Origin of the sequence: Ketobacter sp., assembly GCF_003671495.1 — a bacterium.
In the GTDB taxonomy this organism is placed as follows: Bacteria; Pseudomonadota; Gammaproteobacteria; order Pseudomonadales; family Ketobacteraceae; genus Ketobacter.
On the sequence record NZ_RCHN01000039.1, the window covers coordinates 19,983 to 46,261 of the forward strand.

General features: G+C 53.7%; 17 protein-coding genes. 14 read left to right on the top strand and 3 right to left on the bottom strand.

The genetic code is table 11. The features are described from left to right. Positions 1-123 precede the first annotated feature (123 nt). The 6 genes from D9N14_RS18175 to D9N14_RS18200 are packed head-to-tail and all read left to right on the top strand — an operon-like array spanning position 124 to position 7,280. Positions 124-1,671 carry a GumC family protein gene (locus D9N14_RS18175; RefSeq protein ID WP_290582379.1) on the top strand — a complete coding sequence of 516 codons (1,548 nt, stop codon included), beginning with the start codon at positions 124-126 and terminating at the stop codon, positions 1,669-1,671. Between the two features lie 28 nt (positions 1,672-1,699). Further along, a complete protein-coding gene (locus D9N14_RS18180; RefSeq protein WP_290582381.1) occupies positions 1,700-2,509 on the top strand; it encodes a CpsD/CapB family tyrosine-protein kinase in 810 nt (269 codons plus the stop codon). A 15-nt stretch (positions 2,510-2,524) separates the two neighbouring features. Next, positions 2,525-3,793: a polysaccharide pyruvyl transferase family protein gene (locus tag D9N14_RS18185; RefSeq protein WP_290582384.1), complete on the top strand. Its 1,269-nt coding sequence runs from the start codon at positions 2,525-2,527 to the stop codon at positions 3,791-3,793. Between the two features lie 33 nt (positions 3,794-3,826). Next, positions 3,827-5,062 (top strand): Coenzyme F420 hydrogenase/dehydrogenase, beta subunit C-terminal domain, encoded by a 1,236-nt coding sequence (locus tag D9N14_RS18190; protein WP_290582386.1) that lies wholly within the window; start codon positions 3,827-3,829, stop codon positions 5,060-5,062. Positions 5,063-5,115: 53 nt separating this feature from the next. After that, positions 5,116-6,567 carry an oligosaccharide flippase family protein gene (locus tag D9N14_RS18195; RefSeq protein WP_290582388.1) on the top strand — a complete coding sequence of 484 codons (1,452 nt, stop codon included), beginning with the start codon at positions 5,116-5,118 and terminating at the stop codon, positions 6,565-6,567. After that, positions 6,567-7,280: a CatB-related O-acetyltransferase gene (locus tag D9N14_RS18200; protein ID WP_290582390.1), complete on the top strand. Its 714-nt coding sequence runs from the start codon at positions 6,567-6,569 to the stop codon at positions 7,278-7,280. The genes D9N14_RS18195 and D9N14_RS18200 overlap by 1 nt, the downstream gene beginning before the upstream one ends. Here the strand turns inward: D9N14_RS18200 and D9N14_RS18205 are convergent. Further along, positions 7,277-8,146 carry a prolyl oligopeptidase family serine peptidase gene (locus tag D9N14_RS18205; protein ID WP_290582392.1) on the bottom strand — a complete coding sequence of 290 codons (870 nt, stop codon included), beginning with the start codon at positions 8,144-8,146 and terminating at the stop codon, positions 7,277-7,279. The genes D9N14_RS18200 and D9N14_RS18205 overlap by 4 nt on opposite strands. 325 nt (positions 8,147-8,471) lie before the next feature. Between D9N14_RS18205 and asnB the strand changes: the two genes are divergently transcribed. The 8 genes from asnB (at position 8,472) to D9N14_RS18245 (ending at position 22,257) form a co-directional block, all read left to right on the top strand. Continuing rightward, positions 8,472-10,454, top strand: a complete 1,983-nt coding sequence (gene asnB, locus D9N14_RS18210) for an asparagine synthase (glutamine-hydrolyzing) (RefSeq protein WP_290582394.1) — start codon at positions 8,472-8,474, stop codon at positions 10,452-10,454. 29 nt (positions 10,455-10,483) lie between these two features. Next, a complete protein-coding gene (locus D9N14_RS18215; protein ID WP_290582396.1) occupies positions 10,484-10,741 on the top strand; it encodes an acyl carrier protein in 258 nt (85 codons plus the stop codon). After that, positions 10,738-11,796 (top strand): hypothetical protein, encoded by a 1,059-nt coding sequence (locus D9N14_RS18220; RefSeq protein ID WP_290582398.1) that lies wholly within the window; start codon positions 10,738-10,740, stop codon positions 11,794-11,796. Before D9N14_RS18215 ends, D9N14_RS18220 begins: the two co-directional genes overlap by 4 nt. A 40-nt stretch (positions 11,797-11,836) precedes the next feature. Beyond that, on the top strand, positions 11,837-13,024 hold the full coding sequence (locus D9N14_RS18225) for an acyltransferase family protein (RefSeq protein WP_290582400.1): 1,188 nt from the start codon (positions 11,837-11,839) through the stop codon (positions 13,022-13,024). After that, entirely contained in the window at positions 13,014-16,202 is a 3,189-nt protein-coding gene (locus tag D9N14_RS18230) for a non-ribosomal peptide synthetase (protein ID WP_290582402.1), read from the top strand. Before D9N14_RS18225 ends, D9N14_RS18230 begins: the two co-directional genes overlap by 11 nt. After that, on the top strand, positions 16,202-17,020 hold the full coding sequence (locus D9N14_RS18235; RefSeq protein ID WP_290582404.1) for a prolyl oligopeptidase family serine peptidase: 819 nt from the start codon (positions 16,202-16,204) through the stop codon (positions 17,018-17,020). Before D9N14_RS18230 ends, D9N14_RS18235 begins: the two co-directional genes overlap by 1 nt. Then, positions 17,013-20,714, top strand: coding sequence for a beta-ketoacyl synthase N-terminal-like domain-containing protein (locus D9N14_RS18240; protein WP_290582406.1), 3,702 nt, complete (start codon positions 17,013-17,015; stop codon positions 20,712-20,714). Before D9N14_RS18235 ends, D9N14_RS18240 begins: the two co-directional genes overlap by 8 nt. A 151-nt stretch (positions 20,715-20,865) precedes the next feature. Next, positions 20,866-22,257: an alginate lyase family protein gene (locus tag D9N14_RS18245; RefSeq protein WP_290582408.1), complete on the top strand. Its 1,392-nt coding sequence runs from the start codon at positions 20,866-20,868 to the stop codon at positions 22,255-22,257. 23 nt (positions 22,258-22,280) lie between these two features. Here the strand turns inward: D9N14_RS18245 and D9N14_RS18250 are convergent, their stop codons facing one another. Then, entirely contained in the window at positions 22,281-23,909 is a 1,629-nt protein-coding gene (locus D9N14_RS18250) for a methyl-accepting chemotaxis protein (protein WP_290582410.1), read from the bottom strand. A gap of 91 nt (positions 23,910-24,000) precedes the next feature. Further along, positions 24,001-26,082, bottom strand: coding sequence for a CocE/NonD family hydrolase (locus D9N14_RS18255; RefSeq protein ID WP_290582412.1), 2,082 nt, complete (start codon positions 26,080-26,082; stop codon positions 24,001-24,003). Positions 26,083-26,279 lie beyond the last annotated feature (197 nt).

Below are 26,279 nucleotides of genomic sequence, written 5' to 3' on the forward strand. Positions count from 1 at the left end.
TTAAGGTGTATCAATGTGTTTTATTAACTTTATTTCAGGCGGGAAACTGGCTTAACATGCTACAATCAGTCGCTTTTTAATCAAACTGGCACCTAAAATCGGTATTTCAAGGCAATATTCACGATGTACGAAGAAGACGAACAATCACCGTCCAATATTCTTCCGGCTCTGAAGCGCTACAAATGGCATTTAATTGTTTCAATACCCCTGCTACTGATCATTGCTGTTGTGGTTGTACTGGCAATACCGCCGGTCTACCGCTCAACCGGTACCGTGATGGTCGAAACACAACAGATTCCGTCCAGTTTGGTGCAGTCCACCGTAACCAACGCCGCCTCAGAACAGATTGAGATCATAACGCAACGGGTAATGACCCGAGAGAAGTTGGCGGGCATCGTGGGGGCACATGAGTACTTCGGTTATCATGTGGCCGACCAATTCGGGCAAAGCCGGATACTCAGCGAATTTCGCGACAATGTGGACATCAGGGTCACCAGCGCCAAATCCGGGCGTGAAACCGTCGCCATCGGCTTCAGTGTTTCCTATGATTCTGATAGCCCGGGTGTTGCCCAGGCAATGGCAAGAAGCTTGACCAAGCTGTTCCTGGATGAGAACGTCAAAGCCAGAACTGAACGGGCGTCCGAAACCACTGATTTCCTGCGTACTGAAGCAGATAAAATCAAGATCCAGCTTGAGAAAACCGAAGCTGAAGTAGCAGAGTTCAAGCGCAAGAACAAGGATGCCCTGCCGGAACACCTGAACCTGTATATGGGGATGCGGGAAGACGCCAGGCGCAACCTGAGTGGCGTCAACGAATCGATTACCGCGGTGAAAGACCAGATCAGCATTTTGCAAAACCAGCTTTCACTCTCCAAACAGCAGGGCGTGGTGGTTGGCAGCGAGGCGCAATCCGAATTAACCGCCTTAAAGCAGGACTATAATCGCCTGCTGCTTCAATATCAGCCGGACCACCCCGATGTGGTCTTGCTGAAAGACAAAATTGCGCTGTTGGAAGGCAGCTCAGGGCAGGGCCAAAACAACGATCTGAATACCGAGGTTCAGAGGAACCTGCAATCCCAGATTTCCTCGCTGCAGGCCAAGCTTCGGTATCTGGAAGAAGACAAGCAGGAAGTTAACGAAAAGCTGGCGGACCTGGAACAGCGCATCATCAAAATCCCCCAGGTTGAACGGGATTTCACGTCTATCAATCGAAACTATCAAACCATACTGGAACAGTACCAATCGTTGCAGGCCAAAGCCCAAAGCGCGGCCATGGCAGAAAGCCTGGAGCACGAACAAAAAGCCGAACGATTCACGCTGCTGGAAGCGCCATTCCTGCCCACCCAACCCTACAAACCGGATCGCAAAAAACTGTTGGTTGTTGCCGTAGGCGCAGCGATGGGTTTACCGGTGGCGATCGTTTTTCTGCTGGGCTTTCTTGATCGCAGCATTCGCAGTGCCGAGGCACTGACCAAGATCGTGGGCACTGGCCCGCTGGTGGAGATCCCCTACATAACCACTCGAGCGGAAGAAGAGGCAGCCCGCAAGCAATTGCTGTATGGGGTAGCCGCTGCGGTGGGGTTTGTGGTGTTTGGGTTGCTCATCATACATCTGATGGTGATGCCGCTGGACGTGTTTCTGGGTAAAGTCGTTACTCGTATTGGAATTTGATTATGACCGATTTTAGGAGGTTGCTTGGATGAGTCGAATAAAATCGATTGTTGAGCATGGAAAGCAAGAGCTTGGAATCGGGAATCAGGCGGCAGAACCTGCCAATGTGGGGGATGACCGCTCCGGTAAGCTCTACCCCCAATATACCAACACCCGAACGGTGGAAGTGACCCCGGACACACTGCTCGCCAATCGCATCATTGCTCAAGGTAACCTCGACCCCCGCGCCAAGCGCTTTCAGGTTCTGCGCACCAAAATCCTGCAGCAGATGCGTAAGAAGAACTGGAATACGTTGGCGATCACGGCACCGACAGAAGGGGCAGGTAAATCGCTGGTTGCTGCCAACCTTGCGGTGAGTATGGCCATGGAAGGGAACCAGACAGTACTGCTGGTGGACATGGATCTGAGTAAACCCAGTATCCATCGTTATTTTGGCCTGCATCCTGAGCACGGTATTCACGACTATTTTGATGGCTCATCAGGAATCGAGGAAATCCTGGTGCACCCGGGCATCGAGCGTTTGGTGCTCCTGCCGGGAAAAAGAGGCATTGTAAACTCATCGGAACAGATATCGTCGCCTATGGTTAAGCATCTGGTGCAGGAATTGAAAGCGCGATATGAGTCCAGACTGGTCATTTTCGATCTGCCACCCACGCTGGTGTCGGATGAAGTTTTGGTGTTTTTGCCCTATGTGGACTGTTCCTTGCTTGTCGTTGAGGCAGGCAAGAATACGCCAAAGGAAGTGGAAAACGCTTTGGAAGCCGTGGGCACCAATCCTTTGCTGGGGACCGTGCTGAACAAATCAGATCAAGCGAAAGATCTGCCGATCTACAATTAATTTTTGGGGAAGGAAATGAGCGGGCTGGAACTCATCCTGGCTGGTGCTGCACCTGATACGGGAAACTTGGGCGTATCTGCACTATGTTATTCCACTGTAGCCAATATACTGAAACAACGGGAAGATGCTCACATCAGTATACTGGGGCACGGAAGTCACAAGAAAACAGAGCAATTTACAGTAAACGGCAATCAAACCTGTGATGTGGTTGCCGCCAAGCACACCCGCCGGTTTTACGATCCTTCTGCGTTCATCAACATTCGATACTCCATCAAGCTCGGGCCCCTGGCATCGAAAACGGCCAAAATGTTTCGCAATGCCAATGCGCTGTTGGACATCAGCGGCGGTGACAGCTTCACCGACCTGTACGGTAAGCGGCGTTTTGAAGCGATTGTGTTACCCAAAATCATCGCACTGGAAAACAATATTCCCCTGGTTCTGCTGCCACAAACCTATGGCCCGTTTGTGGAAGGCGGTGAACCGAGAGCCGTGGCGAAGGACTTGATACGAAGATCCCGGTTGGCCTATGCCCGCGATCAGTACTCATTTGAATATATGAAAGAAATGTTGGGTGAAGATTTCAATCCCCAGGTGCACAAGCAGGGGGTGGACGTGGCCTTCTTGTTGCCTGCTGCCAGCAAAGAACAGGTGGATGCAAAAGGTTTGACTCCCTCCAGGGAGCCATCCACCGAAGTGTTTGGCATCAATGTCAGCGGATTGATTTACAACGATCCTGAGAATGCGAAAACCCAGTACGGCATCAAGGTCGATTATCACGCCTTGCTGAAAACGTTCATCGAGCATGTGCTCAGTCAGTCCGCCGGTGATGTCTGGTTGGTTCCCCATGTTCATGCACCCTATGGGCATTATGAGTCGGATCTGTTTGCCTGTGAAAAGCTGAGATCCCATTTCAGTGAATCACAACAGCAGCGCATCAAAGTGGTTAACGGCGACTATGATCAATGCGAAATCAAGGGGGTCATTGGCCAATGTGACTGGTTTACTGGCACGCGCATGCATTCAACCGTCGGTTCTCTTTCACAGGCTGTGCCGACTGCCGCGATAGCCTACAGCGGAAAAACCCGAGGCGTGTTTGCCACCGCTGGCCAGGAGGCAATGGTGTTTGATGCCCGCCAGGAAACGACGGAAAACCTGCTGGAGCAGCTGATCGGTTCCTGGGCCTTGAGATCACAAACCAAAGAAGAGTTGGAGCGAGATATTCCGTTGTTGAAGCAGCGCGCCCACCGCCAGTTCGAAGAAATCGTATCCAGTATTTCCCAATAGATTCATTCACTTCTTTTTTCTCAAGAGTGCATCATGATCAAGGTTAAAAACATTGATGACGTTGTTGAATGGCAGTTGTGCACAGGTTGTGGAATGTGTGCCGCAATGGAGCCGCAACGATTTTACATGGATGATATCCCTCACTTGGGTATGCGGCCAAAGCTTAAGGCCTCGCCAGAGCCTGAATCTGGCACAGCATTCAAGCATTGCCCGGGGCATCAATTGGAACATCGTTTTTCCCCGAATGATCCGCAGCTGGTGCAAAGTCTGGTGGCGGGTTGGGGCCCGATTCTGGGGGTGTGGGAGGCACACGCCAGCGATCCGGACATTCGGTTCAGGGGCTCCAGTGGCGGAGCTGCTACGGCGTTAGCTCTCTATGGGATTGAGCAAGGTGGCGCCAGCAAAGTTCTGCATGTGGCGAGCAAAGCCGATAAGCCTTACCTTAATGAGACCGTCTTCAGTTCCAACAAACAGGAGTTGTTGATGCGCGAGGGGTCGCGCTATGCCCCTGCCAGCCCTTGCGAAAAAATCAATGAGGTTGCGGCAGACAGTGAACGTACGGTGTTCATCGGTAAGCCCTGCGATGTGGCTGCAGTAGCCAGTTGGGAGGCAGAATCCAAAGCCAATGAGATGGCCATTAAAATCGGCTTTTTCTGTGCTGGTGCGCCTTCAACCAACGGCAACCTTGAACTGATCAAGCGGCAAAAAATCGAACAGCAGAATCTGGTGCGATTAAAGTACCGCGGTGAAGGTTGGCCCGGCATGTGGAGAGCAGAAGAAGACTCCGGAAAATCCAGCGAACTCACTTATGCGGAATCCTGGGGGTTTTTGCAGAGCTTTAGACAGTGGCGCTGCTATATCTGCCCAGACCATACGGCGGAATTTGCCGACATAGCGGTGGGCGATCCCTGGTATCGCGACATAAAAGAGGGGGAGCACGGCAGCTCATTGATTATCGCCCGGACGGAAAAAGGCCTGCGCTACCTGAAAGCGGCCGAAGCAGCCGGATACATCAATGTTGTCGGTGAAGACCCGAGCCTGTTGCCGCGGTCACAACCCAACCTGATGCGCACCCGTGGCATGTTGTGGGCGCGATTGATTGTGCTGGCTGTGCTGGGGGGGGCGGTACCCAAGTTTAAAGGGTTCCCCTTATTTCAGTTCTGGTGGAAGGAGCTACCAATGAAGGAAAAAATTCAGTCCTTCACTGGAACCGTCAAACGGGTGTTCCGTAAATCGTTGAATAAAAGAATCAACGTCTCTCGTGGATAAGCGATCGTAACGCCGGCATTATCACGGCACGATCCACTCTGGAAACTCTGGGCATGGCATTCAAAAAGTTGGTAAAAGGCGCATCGCTGTTAACCACAAGTCAGTTGTTGGTGGCGTTGTGCACCTTTTTCCGTAATATCATCGTTGCTCGACTCATCAGTGTTGAAGATTATGGTATCGCAACGATCTTTGCCTTAACCGTCTCGCTGATTGAAATGAGCGGGAACATGGCATTCGACAGAATCCTGGTGCAAGACAAGAAAGGGTCCTCTGACGATATGCTGGCATCAGCGCATCTGCTGCAGTGGTCCAAGTCATTCGTGATGGCGCTGATACTCTTTCTGTTGGCCTCTCCGGTAGCCGATTTGTTTGATTTACCTGAGTTGATCTGGGCATTTCAGGTTTTGGCGCTAATTCCGTTTATCAAGGGCTTCACCCATTTTGACAGTGTCACCCAACAGCGGGATCTGAAATTCACCGCAACCGCCTATATCGACTCCATTCCCCAGATTGTGGTGATTGCCGCAGCCTATCCTTTGGCCCGCTGGCTGGGTGACTATCGCGTTATGTTGGTGATCGTGATCGCCCAGACAGCGGTCAGTGTGCTGCTGTCACACATTTTGGCGACCCGACCTTACCGTTGGACCATCAACAAAGAATTGATCTACAAGAAGCTGAATTTCGGTTGGCCATTGTTAATCAATGGCCTGCTGATGTTCGCCATATTCCAGGGTGATAAGGCCATCATCGGTGCTCAATACAGTATGGAAATTCTGGGTTGGTATGGTGCTGCTTTTGCGCTCACCATGATGCCCACGCTGTTGTTTGCCAAGGTAAGCGGATTTCTGTTGCTGCCCGTGTTGTCGAAGAGCCGTGACGATGAAACCCGGTTCATCTCGGTCGGCATGCTGTCAATTGTGTTCTGTACTTCGGTCGCGGTTTTTTGTGCTATTTTTTTCACCATCGGCGGAGCAGCGTTTATCAACCTCAGTTACGGTGAAAAATACCTTGCCGGTGGTACGGTGATTGCCATATTGGGGCTCATGCAAGGCATGCGGATTATCCGGATTGCGCCTACGGTCATGGCAACGTCACAGGCAGACACAAAAAACCCCATGTATTCCAACATTGTACGAACTGTAGCACTGATTCTGGCGTTGATTTTCGCTTACTATAAGCTGTCTGTTGAGTGGATCGCACTGAGCGGTTTGATCGGCGAGGTTTTTGCATTAATAGCGGCATTGTATTTGTTGAAACTACCGAGCAGTAAGTCGAAGTATATAAACTGTATGTTGATTCAGCTTTTTGTCAGTTCCGCTATCTGTGCCTTGGTGTACTTCGTTGTGCCAGCTCCCGATTTAAGCAGTTTGTCCTCAACCCTCATTCGCCTGGTGGAGGCGGTTCTGGCGAGTCTGGTGTTGGGCATTTTCGTGGCGATGGTGGATAGCACAACTCGACAGTTTGTAATCCAGCAGTATCGACGCTTGTTGAATAGGGCATCTTGATGACTGAGCGAAACTCAGAGAAAGTAAGGGAGCTCGCGTGGGCAAAAGCAAAACAGGACGTATCCGAATCCAGGTTCAGCCGTTGTCTTTATCTGCTGTATGCCAATCGACGACTGAGACCTTACATCACGCGCATCGTCAAGCGCCTGGAGGCCGGTGAATTTTTCTCAAAAACGTTAAGAGCGATTTTTAAGGATTATCATCAGATCACGGTGGGAAGGTACAGCTATGGCTGTTTTCGACGTTCGTTCCCGCCGGGCACCACCATCGGTTCCTATGTCTCTGTTGCAGAAGATGTCACCATACTGCGACGCAATCATCCCTACACGCGCTTAACCCAGCATCCCTTCTTTTATAACCACGAATTGGGCCTTGTTGAGAGCGATACCATTGAGCTGGATAGCGATAATCCCCTCACCATCGGCAGTGATGTTTGGATCGGGCGGGGCACTCTGATATTACCGGGCTGCCGAACCATAGGGGACGGTGCCATCATTGGCGCGAACTCCGTAGTAACCAGGGATGTGCCGGCCTTTGCCATTGTGGGCGGCAACCCGGCCAAAAAAATCCGGGATCGCTTTGATCCGGAGGTGGCTGCTGAACTTCATGCATTGAAATGGTGGGAACGCAGCATTGAGGAATTGATCGAAGGCGACTTTCCCTACCTGGACGATTGCAACCTCCAGCTGCTCAAGCGCTTTACACTGCCTTAAGCCTCATTCTTTTGCGCAAATAACCATTCGAACAGTTCTTTGGTATAAACCTGATCCCGTATGTCGTGCCCGGCGTTGGGCAGTTCAGTATAGATGGCGTTGTTGGGGAAGCTTTGCAATGCCTGGTTCAGCGCCCGGCTATTTTCAACCGGAGTGATGGTATCGGCGCTGCCGTGGAAGAAGCGTATCGGCATACGTTCAACGCGGGGCAGGGCTGCCGGATCACCGGCGCCGTTCAACGGGATGGCCGCGGCGAATAGATCCGGGTAGTACGTCAACGCATCCCAGGTGCCTTCACCGCCCATGGAAATCCCGGTGATATAGACTCGTTCCCGGTCGATGCCATAGGTATCAATCACATGCTGGAGCAGCTGAATCGCCGTTTTCAGGTTGGCGCTTTGGGGGATCTCCTGCTGGCTGAAATTCAGGAAGGGCGGGGAAAAGGAGTCGTAGTCGACCCAATGGGTCCATTCGTCGGCCTGGGGCGCCAGAACATAAGCGGGCTCGATCCCCTGGACGAGATCTGAAATGAGGATCTCGATGGTGTGATCAATCTGCTTGATGTTGTCGTTGGCCCGACCGCGCCCGCTGTGGAGTGCCAGAATGATGGGATAAGCCCGGTCTGTAGCGGTTGCTGCTGACTTTGGTATGAACAGCCGATAGGGCATCTGCACATCCAGTTCAGCGTTGTGGTAGTGACCCGCCACCATCCTTTCGGCCACGCTGAGCTGCATCTGTCGATACGCTTTACGCTCCTGCTGCTTACTGTAGGATTTGTGGGCCTTGATGGTGACAAAGATGCCCAAAATCACAATCAGAACGAATACGGATACCTTAAGGCCACCCTGGAACATGTTGCTACTCACCCCTATTACCAAGTGCTTGCTGCAAAACTACCGCGAAAGGCGCTAGGTGGGCTAGGTTGGCATAATATCTGCGTAGATTAAATAGGCAGTTAACCAAAGATGAGCGTGATGGCTCTCCTGAATCAGGCCGCATTTGTGGCACGCCCAGGCCCCGTACAGCGCGCGTTTCGCTGGCCAGGCTTGAGCCCGGCGGATCGATGTTTGGGAAGTTGAATCCCAGATATCAACTATACTCAAAAAGATCAACCACCTGAACTAGGTGAATAAGAGTTGAAGTTGGGAGTGCGTATAGGCTTTTCTATCATTTAGTTAGAGGACACAGCGTGTGTGTGGGGTATTCGGAATCTACGCTCCCGACCTGTCGCGGGAGCAGATACGGGAACAACTCTATCTCGGAGTAGCTCAACTGGATCATCGTGGGCCGGATGCCTGGGGTTGCTATTTTAGCGACGGCTTGGCCCTGGGCCACACCCGGCTATCTATATTCGATGTGGCGGATGGCCATCAGCCCATGATTACGGAGTCCTCGGCGTTGGTGTACAACGGTGAGGTGTACAACCACTATGAATTACGCCGGGAGTTGGAGCGTGATGGTGTGGTGTTCCACAGTAAGTGTGATACGGAAGTCATCCAGAGGCTTTACGAAAAAGAAGGGCCTGCCTGCCTGAGCAAAATGAATGGTCAGTTCGCCATAATACTGTGGGACAAACGCAGCCGAACCCTGTTCCTGGCGCGGGACCGTCTGGGAATGCGGCCGCTCTATGTGCTGGAGCGCAATGGTGCCCTGTATTTCAGCTCGGAGATGAAGGCATTCGACGCAATTTTCCCGGGTGAGCGCTCCATTGATCCTGCGCGCCTGCTGGACCATGCCCTGCTTTGGAATACCCTGGGCCGGGACACGATCTACCGTAACATCAGCACGGTCGCCTCCGGCACCTACGAATGCTATCAGGGTGGTCGCCTCACCGAGCGCAAGCGTTACTATGAGATTGGCGAGCAGACCCGTGATGGCTTCAGTGCGTTGTCGTTTGACGAGGCAATGGAGGCGTTCAAAGCCAAACTGGATGAGAGTGTACAATTGCGGCTGCGCAGCGATGTGCCGGTTGGGGCCTACCTGAGTGGTGGAATTGATTCCACGGTGATCTCCAGCCTGGTGAAGCAGCACAAACAGGATCTGTTCAAAACCTTCTCGGTGGAATTTGAGCAGGCGCAATTTGATGAAAGCCGGTATCAGCGCCTGGTGAGCGAGGCCATCCAATCGCAACATCACCCGGTTTCCATCAGCAGCGAAACCTTAAGCGAAAACTTTCTCAATACTGTTTACCATTGCGAACGACCGATCTTCAGGACGGCACCGATACCCATGCTGCAGCTCTCCAAAAAGGTGCGGGAAACGGATATCAAAGTGGTGCTGACTGGTGAGGGCGCAGATGAGATTCTGTTTGGCTACGATACCTTTAAAGAGCTGAAGATACTGGAAAGATGGTCCCAGGGTGAGGGCGCGGCGGAGATAGACAGCGCCATTTCGAATCTTTACCCCCATCTGAATCACTATGCCGATCCCAAACAGTTCGGCCTGATCAAGATGTACTATGAAGGGTTTCTCAATTCTTTTGGTAATAATTTTGTTGGCCTGAACATCAGGATGAACAACAATAAAATAATACAGAACTACCTGAACAAGGATTGGGGTCTGAAACCGGACCCGGCAGATCTTGCCTCCAGGCTGGATGCGACACTGCCGAATAATTTTACAGATTGGAGTCTGCTGCAAAAGAACTCTTTTCTGGAAATCAAAACCCTGCTTCAGGGGTATTTGTTGTCTTCCCAGGGCGATCGGATGGCCCTGGGCAATAGCGTCGAAGGGCGTTATCCCTTTTTGGATCACAACCTAATTGAGTTTGTTTTTTCCTTGCCGGATGAATACAAGCTCCAGGGCTTCACCGAAAAACATTTGCTCAAACAAGCATTTGCCGAGCAGATACCACAAGATATTATAGACCGCCCCAAACGGCCCTATATGGCACCGGATATCGCGGCATTTTATCGTGGCGGAGAGTTGGTGGAAGTCGCCGAAGAACTCCTGAATCCAGCGAAGGTCGCTGAATATGGCTGTTTTGACGAAAAGATGGTGACCCGGTTTTTGCGAAAATTCAAGAACGGTGTTCCAGATCATGTTGGTTACCGCGACAACATGATATTCACATTTCTGATGTCAACGCAGGCATGCCAGTATTGGATCGACCATCCGCGGCAAAAGCCACTGTATCTGGACAAGTGCACAGTGGAAGTGTTCGAGTATCACTAGAAACTGAAGATTAAATATTGGATGAGCAAATGAGTTTTAATGCAGAGCAGGCGAGATCGCAGCTGTTGGAATTTATCGTTAACAGCTACATGGTGGATCTGGAGGAAATTCCTCTGGATGAATCCCTCATTGATGAGGGCATCATTGATTCGTTTGGCCTGGTGGAGATCGCCACGTTTCTGGAGAAGGCGTTCAAAATCAAGGTCGCCGAAGAAGACATGATTCGGGAGAATTTCGGCTCTGTTAACAAATTGATTGCGTTTGCCGAGAGGAAACAAAACTCATGAGCGAGAGTACCGGCTATGAACGCTGTACCAAATGCGTGTTATCCAAACACTTCCCACGAATCAAGTTCGATGAGGACGGCGTTTGCAATTATTGTCGGCAGCCCAATACCATCATCAAGACGGAAGATGTCATAGCCGAGGCTCGGGACCAGATTGAATCCTTGTTCAAGAACCGGGATCACACCAAGGAGTATGACGCCATCGTGTGCTACAGCGGTGGCAAAGACAGTACCTATACGTTGCAACTGGCGGTACAAAAATACAATCTGAGGGTGTTGGCGTTTACCCTGGACAATGGCTTCATCTCCAAGGCCGCCTGGAACAATATAGAGCGGGTGGTGGATAAGCTGGGCGTGGATCATTGGGTTTTTCGCCCCAATTCCAAACACTATGCGGCCATCGCCAAAGCCAGTGCCGAGCATGACATCTACAACAAGAAAACGTTGACAAGAATTTCGTCGATCTGCAATTCCTGCATCTCGATTGTGAACACCACGGCATTGAAGTTGGCGCTGGAAAAAGACATTCCTTTTATTCTGGCCGGTTTCACCCTCGGCCAGATTCCCATCAACTCCATCATTTATAAAAACCATCAGAAATTCCTGGCGGAATCCAGGGCTGCGTCAATGGAAAAACTGAGGCAGCACGCCGGTGATTTTGTGGACCAGTATCTGGCTGTGCCCGACACCCTGTTGCGGGATCTGGAAAACTATCCCCACAACATTAACATCCTCTGTGTTGAAAATGTTACCGAAGAAGAGATCATCGAACAGGTCAAGACCCTGGACTGGAGAAGCCCTGGCGATGTGGATGGTTGTTCTTCCAACTGCATGTTGAACACCTTCAACAACTATGTGCATGAGCGTGTTTTTGACTACAACCCCTATGAGATGGAATTGAGCCACTTGATCAGGGAGGGCTTGCTCACCAGAGAAGAGGCCCTTACCAAAATGCAGACTCAGCCCAGGGAAATGATTCCAACCATTATGAAGAAGCTGGATATCGACGATGCATCCATTGATAAAGTGAAGTGGATCTACTCAAACCAGAAGTAACGACACACGCTCTTTTAACCAATCAGGACACGTTAGCCGAATGGGGGCAGACAGTTTTAATTTTCAGCTTTTGTATTACGTAGCACTGGTACTGGCAACGTATCTGGTGTCGGCTGCGGTTGCCTGGGTCATCGGGAAACTGCCTGCACTGGCCTATCTGCAGGGGCGTGCGGGCCGGTTCGCAGCCCTGGATGGCGTGCGTGGTTATCTTGCGCTTGGCGTGTTCATCCACCATTTTGTGTTCTCCTGGTACTGGTTGAACAAAAATGATGGCGGTGCCACCCGGATACTTGAGCCGTTGTTTTTCAATATCGGGCGGGTATCGGTTCTGATCTTTTTTATGATCACCGGATTTCTCTTTATCCGTCGCATCCTGGCAGGCTATTACCATGGCAACTGGAAAAGCCTGTATGTTTCCAGGTTCTTCAGAATTTATCCGCTGTTTATTTTTGTGGTGATCTGTATTTCGTTGGTGGTGGCTGTGAAGACCGGATTCACTCTGGAAGTCTCCATCGTGAAATGGGCACTGCAACACGTGAAGTGGTTGTTGTTGCTCGGTGGCCAGATCAACAATTTTGCGGATACCTGGCTGGTGATTTTCGGAGTGTATTGGACACTGAAATATGAATGGGCGTTCTATCTGTCGATTCCACTGTTGGCGCTGCTCTTCCGGCTGAACCGGTTTGCTCTGGCCATTCTGGCGGTGCTGACCATTCCGCTCTTTCTGTATCCGGTGCAGGGAATGTACTTTTCCAGCGAATATCTGATTTATTTTGCCGTGGGTGGAGTGGCCGCGTATCTGGTAGAGAAGCAACCCGCCATTACCCAGTACCTGGAATCCAGGATGGTGAGTGTGTTTGCCCTGGCCGCCGTTTTGCTGGTGTTGAATGTGGGTGATGAAACCAGTTTGATCTACACCATATTGATTGCCCTGTTTTTCATTCCCATCGCCAATGGCAATGATCTGTTCCGGCTTCTGGCCCGCCAATGTTCAATCGTATTGGGAGAGATCAGCTATTCGATATACCTGATGCACGGATTGTTACTGTACCTGTTCCTGGTGGGATGGCCGCTGCTGCCCGTGAAAGATGTTGCCTTTCATGATCACCTGATCTGGATGCCGTTGTTCAGTGGTTTGGTGGTGCTGGTGTCGTCACTCACATTCCTGTTCATAGAAAAGCCTCTTATTCACTTTGGTAAACGACTGATCAGATCAAATGAAAAATAGCGCTCACGTACGAAAAGCTTCGGATGTTGAAAAGCAGTTCTGGCTCCTGGATCAACAGGGTAAGAGCACGGCATACAACATCGTGTCGGCATTTTGGGTAGCTGATCCGGACGTGGGTCGGCTGTCGCAGGTGGTGCAGGCCGTGATGACGGACTGGGGCATCGGAACCCAGGTGTACCGGCTGGAAAACGGGGAACTGCAGTGTGTGGAGAATGCCCGTGCGCTGGAAACCTGTACCCTGAGCCTGGCGTCGGAAAATTTTGCAGAGGCCGCTGAGGCGCGTTTTCGTGAGTTTTGTGAATCGAAGTTTGATATCGAAAACGGGCCATTGGCGAAGTTGGTGACCATCCAGGCGCCAGGTGCTGAACGAGCCTGGTTTGGCATCATCGTGCACCACATTGCTATTGATCTGCGCACCAAAGAGCTTCTGGCCAGTGAAATTGAGCGCCGCTGGACGGCACCTGAACAGTTGTACTCGCTGGATGAAACCTATGAGGAATTTGTGCAGGAACACGCTGCCTGGCTGCAATCGGACAAAGCCGACAAGGCACGCAGTTATTGGAAAACGCAGCTTGAAACGCTGACCAATGCCACGATGTTGGCACAATCAACACCGGCGCCATCGCAACACCGCGCAGGGGGGCTGTTTGAGTTCACTCTGGATGCGGGGCTGAGCGGTAAGCTGGACCGGTTTGCTGCCAGCAGCAGGATCGATCCGTTCATCCTGTATTTTGCCGCGTATCAGCTTACCTTATCCAGGCTGAAAGTTGCGGACCAGTTGAGCATCGGGGTACCCCTTTCGAATCGTTTCGGCCATAAATTTGAAAATAGCGTTGGCTGTTTCGTCAATACCCTGCCCATCGTCAGTCAGCTGGATTGGGATGTCTCGAAAGACCAGTATCTGGGGGCTGTGCGGCAGAAGTTTCTGTTGGCAAACCGTCACCAGGCCTTGCCGGTGTTTGAGATCAAACGCCTGTTACCCTCTACCCAGACCACGCTGTTTGATTTCGGCTTTACGCTGGAACCTCCCATGGCCCTGGACCTGGCGGGCACCGACATTCGCCGTATTCCGTTTTACAACGGCAGTGCTCAACTTGATGTTTTCCTCCGCGGTTGGGAAGACGAGGGTGGGATGTGTTTCCGCGTCGAATACGATGACGCCAAGTACGGCCACGATTTTTCGCGGCGACTGGCGGCTGTTTTCCAGTTGATGCTGGATGGTCTGGTGGCGGAGGATAAACCGCTCAGGCAGATCCCTTACCTGCCTGCGGAAGATGCCCAGGTCATTGACACGGCCAACCGCACGCAAGGGCCTGTGGAGGCGGCAGCCAATCTGAAAGAGGCATTCGAAGCCCAGGTCAAATCCACGCCCGATGCCATTGCCTTGGTATCTGCCCGCGGGCAGCTCACCTATGCGCAGTTTGATGGGTTGGCCGGTAAACTGGCGAACTGTCTGTTGCAACAGGCGCAGGTGGCGCCCGGCGCTATCGTGGGTGTGTATTGCGATCGAAGCGAACAGCTGCTTGTCAGTATCTATGCCATCATCAAAGCGGGATGCGCGTATTTGCCCCTCGATGTGGATGCGCCACTGGAGCGCACCCGTTACATGCTTGAACAGGCACAGGCCCGTGTCGTGGTCACCACCACGGCGAACCACAGCCAACTTGAGACGCTGGCCGTCGACTGCATTGCATTAAGCACCGACTACGGGAATATCGAACACTTTGAGGCGCAACTGCCCCCCATTGAGGTGTCAGCGGAAAGCCCGGCCTACGTGCTCTTTACCTCCGGGTCCACCGGGTTGCCAAAAGGGGTGGTCAATTCCCATCGGGGCATCATGAATCGCCTGTACTGGATGCAGGAGTACTTTCAGGTACAGGATGACGTCATACTGCAAAAAACCCCGGTCACCTTTGATGTGTCAGTGTGGGAGCTTTTCCTGCCGCTGCAGGTAGGTGGAACCCTGGCCATTGCCGATCACAACAGCCACAAAGACCCCTACCAACTCTGTCGCCAGATAGAGACTTTCGGTGTCACCTTCGCCCATTTTGTGCCGGCGATGTTGGCGGTGTTTCTGGGTGTGGACCTGGAGCGCCCGCTGCCACTGAAAACCGTTGTTTGCAGTGGCGAGGAACTGAGTAAGGAACTTCAAGGCAGGTTCTTTCGCAAGTTTAACCGGGTGTCGCTCTATAACCTGTATGGCCCCACTGAGGCTGCGGTGGATGTGACGTGCTGGAAATGTGAAGGCGACGATCATCGACACTTTGTGCCCATCGGCAAACCCATATTGAACACGCAGATTCACATTGTGGACAAGCAGGGGAATGCCGTACCCATCGGGGTGCCGGGGGAAATTATGATCGGTGGCGTCCAGGTGGCGGACGGCTATATCAATAATCCGACCCTGACCGATGAAAAGTTTTTTGTCGATGAGTTTGGCCGGGGGCGGCTGTACCGAACCGGAGACCTGGCGCAATGGGACCAGGATGGGCAAATTGAGTATCTGGGCCGCTTGGATTTCCAGGTGAAAATCAATGGTGTTCGTATTGAGCTGGGGGAAATCGAAAATTCGATCCTGAGCCTGCCCGAAATCAAAATGGCGGTGGTGACCTATAAGAAGGAGAACGGGATTGGCTTGGTGGCCCACTATGTGCCGAATCCGGTTGCGGACAACGGCAACAGCATCAACAACCAAGCCAGCATTACCGAAGAATCCATAAAGCGCCAGTTGGCGGCACGGCTGCCACTGCATATGCTGCCGCGCGCCTTTATTCAACTGGCCACTATGCCGATGACGCCCAGTGGCAAGATTGATCGCAAGAGTCTGCCCTATGACCAGCTTGATGTGCCGAAGGCTGCTGTAACATCGGAATTTGCTCCGGGCACCACCGAGCGCCTGGTCATGGACGCATGGCAGTCTGTACTGGGTAAAACCGACTTTGCCGCCAATGCCAGCTTTTTTGATGCGGGTGGGGATTCGTTGAAGCTGATGGAGGTGTATCAGTTCTTGCTGCCGCATCTGAAGCGCAGGATCGCCAGTACCGATATGTTTGCCTACCCCACCATCGAGAGTCTGGCCAGATACATCGACAGCGATGGTGAAAAATCGCCGGACCAGGATGCCCGTATCAGGAATCGGGCGCAAAAAATGAAGTCCGCCTTCAAAAGACCAAGATAATGATGAAACCGATAGCACTGATCATGATTGTGGTGGCATTGCTGATGTTGTCAGCGGCTGCTCTGTTTAAAATTCGATACGATTTTAATCTGACTACGTTGAAGTTGGATCTGATGACCGAAGCGCATCGCGATGCATCGCTGCCTTACCGAACCTACATACCAGAGCGGGCGCAAGAGGGTACAAGACCTTTGATACTCTATCTGCAGAGCGGAGCCGGTCGGGGCGACGATAATCTGGGTCAACTGCGGCAGGAGATGTGGCGCCTGATTGAGGCCCAACAGCAGTACGGGTTGGATTACATGATCCTGGCACCCCAGTGTCCGGATGGTGTGGAATGGAATAATGCGCAGTCCGGCTCCCCGCCCTATCCCAATCTGGATTTTACCCGCCTGGAGGAGAGTGAGCGCTTCCGGCAACTGCTGCAATTGGTTCAACACTATATTGACCAGGGCATCGCCGATCCGGATCGCATCTACGTCGTGGGTATTTCCATGGGGGCGACGGCGGCCTGGGAATTCCTTTACCGGCACCCGGATAAATTCGCTGCGGCGCTGATCATGAATGGGCGCTCCGATCCCGGTGTTGCCCAGGCCATTGCCAAGACACCGATCTGGCTTGGCCATGGCGAGAAAGACACCGTAGCACCCATTGCAAACAGTACGGCAATGTCCTTGGCTTTAGCGCAACAGGATGCTGATCTGGTATTCCGCACCTTCGATGCCGGTCACCAGATTGCGAACGTGGCCATCACGGAAGAATCACTGAGCTGGATACTGACAAAACACAAGAACAGCAGCTGGAATCGACATGACTGATCTCGATGACTCCTTTGATGATGACGCCCTGGATAACGCCATTGCCGTGGTGGGCATGTCCGGTGCGTTCCCCGGCGCCGAAGACATAAACCAGTATTGGGATCATATCGTCCACGGTCGTTGCCTGGTCTCCGAGCTGTCGGACCACGACCTGATCAACGCCGGTGTTCCCCCTCAGCTGATCGAAAATCCCAACTATGTGAAGCGCTCCGGCATACTGGATAAGGTGGACTGTTTTGATGCTGAATTCTTTGGCTATGGCCGGGATGAGGCAGAAACCATTGATCCACAGCAGCGGCTGTTTCTGGAGCACGCCTGGAAAGCGCTGGAAAGCGCCGGGTATCGACCACGGGAAATCCAGGAGCCGGTGGGTGTGTTTGCCGGCTGTGGATGGAACCGCTACGCCATCCATAACCTTGATTTCGATCTCAGCTCCTTCGGGGTGTCTGACTTCCAGAAGATGCTGAACAACGATAAAGATTTTCTGGCGACCCGCGTTGCCTATAAGTTGAACCTCAAAGGGCCGGCGCTGGATATTCAAACGGCGTGCTCGACTTCATTGGTGACCATTCAAACGGGCATGCTCTCGCTGCTGACCTATCAATGTGATATGGCGATCTGTGGCGGTGTTTGTGTCAACATCCCCCACGGCGGCGGTTACTTGTATTCCGAAGGTTTGATTATGTCCAAAGATGGATATTGCAGACCCTTCAGCCCCAATGCGAATGGCACCGTGTTCAGTGAGGGCGTGGGCGTTGTGGTGCTCAAGCGCTATGAGGATGCACTGGAGCAAGGGGATTCCATTCTTGCCGTGATCCGTGGTGCTGCGGTCAATAATGATGGTGCCGACAAGGTGGGCTACACTGCGCCCAGCGTATCCGGCCAGGCGGATGTCATCGAACTGGCATTGCAGTTGGCAAACCTGTCGCCATCCGATCTGGACTACATAGAAACCCACGGCACCGGTACCAAGCTGGGCGACCCCATTGAAATGTCTGCGCTTGAGCGTGTGTTTGGCAGCAATGCGGACAAGCACATTGGGCTGGGCACGCTGAAAGCCAATATCGGCCACCTGGATGCAGCCGCTGGCGTAGCCTCTTTCATCAAAGCAGTCTGCGTTGCTAAAACCAAGGTTATTCCGCCAAATTTGTATGCCCAGGATTCCAAACCGGAATATCATGGTGAAGGTCCCTTCTATTTTACCGCCAGCGCCATTGAGCTGAACTCAAAACAGAATGTGAATGTGGGGGTCAGCTCGTTTGGTGTCGGGGGCACGAACGCCCATATCATCGTGTCCTCCCCGCCGCCAGTTGAGCATGACCGCCCGTCCAATAGCGCAATTCTGCCGCTGCTGTACAGCGCAAAAAGTGAATATTCTTTGCGGGAGATTCAGAAAAAGACGGACCAGTACATCGTCGGTCGATTGGATGCAGCCGAAGGCTGTGTCAACACCTTGCTGAATCACCGAACACCTTTCGAGTTTCGAACTCACAGTGTGCTGGACGTCGGGGATGCTGAACATTCCGATGGAAGAATTGTCCCTTCCGGCAGGGTGCAGAAAGCAATTGACGCCCCGAAAAATGCGTTTATGTTTTCCGGGCAAGGCAGCCAGTTTCACAGAATGGGGTGTGAACTGTACGAAGCTGACGGCCGCTATCGTGATTACCTGGATCAATGTATCCAGGCCATGCAGAGTGACCTGGCCAATGAAGTGAAGCAGGCGCTGCTGGGCACAGATTACTCCGACCGGCGCATTCTGGATACGCAAATTGCACAGCTTTGTTTGTTCACCCTGGAATATTCGCTGGCCAGGACACTCATGGACTATGGCATCAAGCCGGATGTATTGATCGGCCACAGTCTGGGGGAGTTCTCGGCGGCCTGTATCGCCAATGTGTTCTCTCTTGCGGATGCCGTGACCATTGTGTCTGAGCGCGGCCGGCTGATGGCCAGTACCGATGAGGGCGCCATGGTGGCCGTGCTTGCCCCCCGCAGCAAGATCGAGCCCCTGCTGTTCGGGTCGCTGGCGGTTTCCGTGGAAAACAGTCCGTTGAATACCGTTATTTCGGGCACCGCTGAGGATGTCCAAAGCCTGGAACACACGTTGAAAACGGAAAAACTGGCTGGCGTGAAACTCGCAACCCGGTTTCCCTTCCACTCCCGCTTTATGGAGCCTATTTTAGAGGCGTTCCGCTCGGTCTTTGCCGGCATCACGTTGCGCCCACCGGAGATCCCCATTGTTTGTTGCACCGCTGTCGATGGCTCTGCGGCGTCGGAGACTGAACCCTTCGTGAATGCGGAGTATTGGGTTCAGCATCTGCGCAAGGAAGTGAATTTTCACCAGGGCGTGCAACGGTTAATCGATCAATACGCTGTGGATAATCTGATTGAGATCGGGCCGGGTGATGCGTTGATCAATTTTGTGCGTACCATCACCCTGGACCGGGTGAACCTGATCCAGACTCTGCCCGGTGCCAAGATGTCTGCCAATGGGCTTGAGCTGTTTGTGAGTTCGATGGCGCAATTGTGGTGTACCGGTGTCAACGTCGATTTTGCCAAAGCCGGGCTGGTGGGTTCCAGCGCCGTTGTGGATCTGCCCACTTACCAATTCCAGCGCACGCCGTTCTGGCGCAACGAAAAATCCGCTGCGGCGTTTTCCCAGACCAATGCGCCGACGTTCCCGCCAGTCAATACGACCAGCTTCGCGGAAGAGGTAGAGGAACAGGATGCCTATAAAGAGATCCGGGATGTTTGGGAGCGCTATATTCAGAAACCGGAATACAGTGACGACGACAGTTATTTTGATCTGGGTGGCCATTCATTGAATGGCGTGCAGTTGATTGGGGAGTTGAACAAGCGGTACAACCAGAACGTTGAGATTTCCGACTTTTTTGATCAGCCCACCTTTAACCACCTTTTGAAAGCCTATGGCATTACAACGGCCGCCAACGGAGAAGAACCGGTGCAGGCCGCTCCGCACCCGGCGTCTGCTGCGGAAGCGGATATCCATCAACTGCAGTATCATGGAACAAATCAACCCTCCAAGATCTGGATGCAGGAAAGCCTGGTGGCCAAGTGGATACTGGCGCGCTTGTACGGCCCATCCAGGATGACCATCCGCCGTATTCTGGAACGGATCATTTTCAAGCTGGAAGGGGGAGAGCTGTTTTCAGTCACCGTGCGTAAACTGTATAAGAAGTTTTACGACATGGATATTGGACACTATACCGCCGGTTGTTTTGACAAGGGCAACTTCAAACCCGGTACCACCATCGGTCGCTATTCTTCCATTACCCCGACCGCGCGATTTGAGACCGCAGATCACCCCTCCACCACGGTTTCCAGCAGCGGCCTGTTCTATCGGGAATCCTTTGGGTTTTCCGATGGTATGGATATCCCGCGAACCAAAATTGTGATCGGCAATGATGTGTTCATCGGCCACAATGCCACCCTGGTTTATCCCTGTTCCAAAGTGGGCGACGGCGCCATCATCGGTGCCGGTACCATTGTCAATTTTGATGTGCCTCCCTATGCCATCGTCGGCGGTTCACCGGCGATGATCATTCGTTACCGGTTCCCGAAAGCCAAAATCGAAGCGCTATTGGAAAGCCGTTGGTGGGAAAACGATCTGGAGCAACTGTATCCGGCCCGGGGTGAATTTATGAAGCCGGTGTCAGGCTCCAGAATTCGATAAGGGGTGTGAGCGGGGCATTTCCGGTGGTAATTCTCGCTGGGAGTGTGATCAAGGTGGGATTCCTGAGGAATCCCCCAGGGTTGCTGTTTTGTCGTTAAGGTTTTTTTGGTCCAATAGCGGGACACCCGGTTCCACCCTGTCGAGCTCCGCTATGAATCCATTAAAAATCTGCACCGCCCTCTGCGCTCTATTCCTGACACTGACGGTTCCACAATTCGCCTATTCAGCCTGCTCCGATGGCAATGACTGTGGTTTATCTCCGGGGTTGTTTGTTTCCCGCGCCAATCTGGCGGTGGTCAAGCAGCGAATCCAGGCCGGAGAGCAACCCTATGCCGCCTTCTATGAAAGTTTTCTTCGGCAAGCCAATTCATCGCTCACTCGATCGCCAAATCCGTTTCGGATGGCAGACGTCAAAGACATTACCTTTGGTTGGTGTGGCACAGCAGGGGGAGCCGACGACACCCTGAATGATCTGGTGAAAAAAATCACCGATGATTCTCATCTGGCGCGCAATCTGGCCGTTGCCTACCTGCTTTCTGATGATGTGCGCTTTGCTGACAAAGCCCGGGAATTTATGCTGGCATGGGCCACCAGCAGCACCTTGTTCAATATCTACGATTTCAATGTGGATTTTAAGAACGCCAGCTTTGACGGTATCGAAGAGGGGTTCTGTAACAACTCCTGGAACATGGCGCTGGACAGCATGTGGCAAGGCTATGGGCTGATTAATTTCAGTGATGTGTACGCCATCCTGACCCGCAACGGCTACTCGCTGTCGGCGACAGATCGCACAGTATTGCAGGGTTGGCTGGGCCAGGAACTGTTTCCCGCCATGAACGCCGGTTGCCATGCCTGGACCCGCTGGGCCGATAACCACACCGGATCAGGCGCCTATACCCGCTACCGCAGTGACAACCATCTCAGCTGGTGTGTGGCCGGCTGGGCGTCCGCTGCTGCGGCTTTGAACCATGGCGCCATGTGGGATTACACCTTCAAGGGTGGAGTCTACGATGATGGCCACAGCGGACCGTACGCCAATCCGTCGAACTTTGAGGCTCAAGTGGGATACGCCGTCAGCCAGGGTGGTGAGATCTACGATCAGGCGGTGCGCTCGTCTTCCCACAAGGGACTGTTTTACGGCAACTTCAGCCTGTGGTCGCTGGCCCTGGCGGCACAGATTGCTGAGGTGCATCAGGGAGTGAACTATTGGACCTTCGCCGGTAAACAGGGCGGATCTTTGCTGACGGCGTTTGACTATTATGCCCGTTATACCGCTGGGGACCTGGCGCCCCCGGACCCCGAAGAAACCACCGACCCGGCGTTTTTCCGGTTCCTTTATGAAATGCTGGTGGGCAATGAGGGGCTGAGTGCAGAACGGGATGCATTATATCGGCGTGCTCGGCAAAGTGCTGCGCGAACCCAGGTGCTGAGTCAGTCCATTGGCCCGGTATCACTGCTCACCGGTGACCTGGGGCTGGCTTCCACCCCTTTGAGTCCGCCCAATCCCCCCAGGGATACCCGGGGGGTTCCGGTTTCCAACTGAGCGCACAACCGAGCCCTTAGCCTTCAGGTCCGGTAGCGTGCCGCCATGGTGCGGAAGCTGCCGGCCAGCTCGGAGAGCTTTTCACTGATCTCTCGGCTGCTGGCCACGGACTCGTGGGTTTCTTGCGCCAGCAGTGCTACGCCATTGATATTGGCGTTAATGTCTTCGGCAACGGAACTCTGTTCCTCGGCGGCAGTAGCGATCTGGGTGTTCATGCCTTTGATGGCCTCGACGGCGATGGTGACGCTGCTGATGGCCTCTCCAGCCTGCTGTGAAAGCGTCACACAATTGGCGGTGCGATCCTGGCTCACCTGCATGGCCTGGATGGCGTTCTGGGTGCCGTTATTCACATTGTTGATGATCTGGTGAATTTCTTCAGTGGATTCCTGTGTCCGTTGTGCCAGGGTGCGCACTTCATCGGCCACTACGGCAAATCCGCGGCCCTGCTCACCGGCCCGGGCTGCCTCGATGGCAGCATTCAACGCCAGCAGGTTGGTCTGTTCCGCAATGCCTTTGATGACATCCAGTACGCTGCCAACGCGATCAGTGTCGGCCGCCAGCTTATTCATGACATTCGCCACATTCTGCACCTCATCGGCCAGACGGTTGATGGCAGTGATGGTGTCGTTCATTACCTGAATGCCGTGTTGCGCGCCCTGATCGGCTTTGAGTGCAGCATCTGCTGCGCCGGATGCATTGCCGGCGACCTCCTGTGATGCGGCCGTCATTTCGTTGGTGGCGGTGGCCAGCAGCTCAGTGCGGTTCTGTACATCGTCGCTCTGCCGCAGCATGTTGTTCATCATGGTTTGCAGGCGTTGGGCGTTGTCATCCAGGGTGGACGCACTGTGTTTCATGTTTTCCACCATGGTGCGCAGGCCCAACTGCATCTCGTTGACATCATTGGATAGCTGACCCAATTCACCTTTGGCGGTGGTGTTGATCGGATGGGTGTAATCGCCTTGGGTCATGTGCCGGATTCCCACCATCAGGGATTGCAGGGGAGCGATGATCAGCCTATTCATGATCACCAGAATGGCGGAGGCGATGATAATCACCGCCACCAGCGAAAGTGGGATAATCACCGCAATCAGGCCCTTAGCCTCGCGGGCGTTGGATTCTGCTTTTTGATGGGCGATTTGATTCAGTTTTGTGACCGCTGCACTCAGGTGCTGGGCCGGTTCACGATCGATGCCCTTGACGGCAGCATCCCCCGCTTTGTGGTCAAAGCCGGCGGTGATGAATTGCTGGTAGCCGTCCCGGTAAGCGCCCGCCATGGTGCGGTGGGATGCCAGGAACGTGGATACTTCCTCCTGGCCATCTCCGGGTGCCAGGTGTTGCAGCAGCTCGTTACCCAGGGACTGGATTTCCTGCTCGCGTTCCTGGAATGCGCTCCAATACTGCTCGCGGCGGGCCGGATCGTGGCCCCGCAGCAGCACGTTCTTCCATTCCTGGACCTGAACCTTGAACAGATAGTTCATATCCTGGATGGTGCTCACATGGGCCAGATCTTCGGTCACCATGGTTTCGAACTGGCTGACGATGCGGGATTGATACCAGATGGCCCCGCAGCAGATCAGCGTCACCAGCGCAAAGCCCAGACAGACCCCCTTGGACAGCAGTGACAGGGTGCTGGAGTTACGAGTCGCGTCCATACCATATATCCTTATCAGTTTTTGCAACAAAGCGGATGATTTAAGTATAGATACTTTCTCGGCCGCGGCTGCGCTCACCAGCCCCTGGTATTTAATTCAACGCGCTCACCGGCACCACCGGCAATACCACGCTGGAAGGGTATTGCGGACTGCTGTGGATCTGGGTGACTCCATCCCGCGCCCTTGCCCGGCGGGGCTCATTCAACATGCCCTGGGCCTGATTGCTGGGTGAAATGGACACCCGCAGCCGGTTGCCTTCGCGGATCAGGGCCGAGGTGGGGAAAATCTCCACCTGCATCAGGGTGGGCTCGCCGGGCTCGAGAAAGGTCTCCGCCTCCTGGGTAAAGTAGTGGTAAGGCTGGATCATCTCCCCATTCAGGTAGCGGGACCGCAAGGGGTCCACGGTGCGGGCGGAGGCCAGCAGCATGCCGTCGGTAATGGGAATCACCCGGCCCGAAGCGGTCACTTCATCAATGCGCACCGCCAGCACCGCTTCAGTCTTGTCACTTTGCATCCAGATGTCCGCCTGGATGGGGCCGTTAATGTAATAGTCCTCCGGCATGGGCTCTGATTCGTAATTCAACGCATCCCGCTCCAGGCGGCGCAGATCCCAGAAGCAGACTTTGGGCGTGGCGAGGCCAGCACTGCCCAGGGTCCATTGCACAAAGCTGGGGGAGCATTCGCTGCCGTCGTTGAGGAACACGTTCAGACGCAGCAACCCGCCCTGATCGTTCTTGCCGTATTCATAGTCCGCAAACGGTGGCGTGGTCATGCTGTGACTGGGCTCCAGCATTTCCGGCATCTGTCGGCTCAGGCTCAGATCGCCGCGCAAATACCAGCGCTCCGGGGCGGCCTCAGGGTGGGGCCAGTCGCTGCTGGTGGCAAAGCCCTGCCAGATACCGGACTGGTAGTTCCTGACGTACTGGATCACCGGAGGAATGTTGTCCACCTGGGCATCCATGCCCATCAGGTATTCATCGAACCACTGCAGCATCAGGTGCAGGATGGGGTCCACCTTGTCGGTACCGGGGAAGGCCTGCAGGAAATGGCTGAGATGGTCGCCGTTGTAAATCACCAGGCGGCGGTCCACCCGGTCTTTCAGCGTTTCGTACAATAACGGGGCATCCCGTTGGAAGATGTCGTTCAGGGCACCCATAAAAAACGTCGGCGCCTGGATTCGATCCATATTCTCAATGGGGGAGCGGGTGCGCCAGAACTCGCCATCGTAGGTTAGATCAGGGTCCCCGTGCAGGGTGCCTTCGATGATGGGCAGGTAGTAATGGTCGATCTGGGCAATGTGATCGGCGGTGGATTGGGAAATCTGTTCCAGGTGCTTGGGAAACTGGATCATGGCCGGAATGTTCTGGGTGGAGGTGAGGTGGGTCAGGGTCATCCAGCGGCTCATAAAGGTGGCGTTGATCATCCCGCCAATGCCCACCGTGCCCCGTTGCGCGTCACCCATGGGCACGCTGGCGAACACCGCTTTGACGTCGTGCGGTCGTTGCTGGGCGGTGAACAGGCCGGTGATGGCCATATAAGAAGCACCGGCCACCCCAATGTCCCCGTTGGACCAGGGCTGCTGCTTGATCCAGTCCACGGCGTCGCCATAGCCGGATTGCTCTTCTGCCCCCAGCATTTCCCAACCGCCTTCGGACACCCCGCCGCCGATCACATCCACTGACACCTGGGCATAGCCCCGTCGCACCATGTACGGATCGGGTGCCCCCAGCAGCACGCCGCCGGGCATGGGGACATAGGACACCATGGTGATGTTGTAGGCGCTTTGCACCAGGATAGTGGGGAAGGGGCCCTCCGCCGGTGTGCCGTCTGCGTGGGCCGGCAAAGTGACCCGCACGCCGATCAGATGGCCGCTGGTGGTGGGGATGTATTCCAGGTGGTGTACTTTGATTTTCGGGTAGTCGGCGGCACGGTCATAGGCCCCCAGTGTCAGGGGATTGGTCAGGGGATTGTCCGGCGCCGGCTTCTCATCCGGTGTTGGGCTTTGGGGGGGCGTATCCTGCTGCGGGCTTTCCTGCTGGTTGCGTGGCGCGGCCGTTGTGTCGTCACCGGAAGAGGACCCGCCGCCACCGCAGGCCACCAGAAAGCAGGAAAACACAAGAATGGGTAAAAAATGGACACGTGCGCGCAGGCCGCCGAGATTGGGCTTCAGCATGCTGTTCACTCCCTGTAGGTTGTCGTTTTTGTTATTTATCTCAAGTCGATTCCTGTACTTGAGTACTACATTGGGTAAACACGGAGTATGGCACGGCCATATTGTCAAGGGCATGGCCGATTGCGACAAAAATCCCGCCTAATGTGAAAACATTGGATGTCAGTTTGGCGTCCCAGGTCATAGATGTGTCGCCGCCA

Excerpts from the sequence above, each read along its gene's own strand:
- D9N14_RS18175 (WP_290582379.1), top strand. The coding sequence starts at position 124 with ATGTACGAAGAAGACGAACAATCACCGTCCAATATTCTTCCGGCTCTG.
- D9N14_RS18180 (WP_290582381.1), top strand. The coding sequence starts at position 1,700 with ATGAGTCGAATAAAATCGATTGTTGAGCATGGAAAGCAAGAGCTTGGA.
- D9N14_RS18185 (WP_290582384.1), top strand. The coding sequence starts at position 2,525 with ATGAGCGGGCTGGAACTCATCCTGGCTGGTGCTGCACCTGATACGGGA.
- D9N14_RS18190 (WP_290582386.1), top strand. The coding sequence starts at position 3,827 with ATGATCAAGGTTAAAAACATTGATGACGTTGTTGAATGGCAGTTGTGC.
- D9N14_RS18195 (WP_290582388.1), top strand. The coding sequence starts at position 5,116 with ATGGCATTCAAAAAGTTGGTAAAAGGCGCATCGCTGTTAACCACAAGT.
- D9N14_RS18200 (WP_290582390.1), top strand. The coding sequence starts at position 6,567 with ATGACTGAGCGAAACTCAGAGAAAGTAAGGGAGCTCGCGTGGGCAAAA.
- D9N14_RS18215 (WP_290582396.1), top strand. The coding sequence starts at position 10,484 with ATGAGTTTTAATGCAGAGCAGGCGAGATCGCAGCTGTTGGAATTTATC.
- D9N14_RS18220 (WP_290582398.1), top strand. The coding sequence starts at position 10,738 with ATGAGCGAGAGTACCGGCTATGAACGCTGTACCAAATGCGTGTTATCC.
- D9N14_RS18225 (WP_290582400.1), top strand. The coding sequence starts at position 11,837 with ATGGGGGCAGACAGTTTTAATTTTCAGCTTTTGTATTACGTAGCACTG.
- D9N14_RS18230 (WP_290582402.1), top strand. The coding sequence starts at position 13,014 with ATGAAAAATAGCGCTCACGTACGAAAAGCTTCGGATGTTGAAAAGCAG.
- D9N14_RS18235 (WP_290582404.1), top strand. The coding sequence starts at position 16,202 with ATGATGAAACCGATAGCACTGATCATGATTGTGGTGGCATTGCTGATG.
- D9N14_RS18240 (WP_290582406.1), top strand. The coding sequence starts at position 17,013 with ATGACTGATCTCGATGACTCCTTTGATGATGACGCCCTGGATAACGCC.
- D9N14_RS18245 (WP_290582408.1), top strand. The coding sequence starts at position 20,866 with ATGAATCCATTAAAAATCTGCACCGCCCTCTGCGCTCTATTCCTGACA.
- D9N14_RS18250 (WP_290582410.1), bottom strand. The coding sequence starts at position 23,909 with ATGGACGCGACTCGTAACTCCAGCACCCTGTCACTGCTGTCCAAGGGG.
- D9N14_RS18255 (WP_290582412.1), bottom strand. The coding sequence starts at position 26,082 with ATGCTGAAGCCCAATCTCGGCGGCCTGCGCGCACGTGTCCATTTTTTA.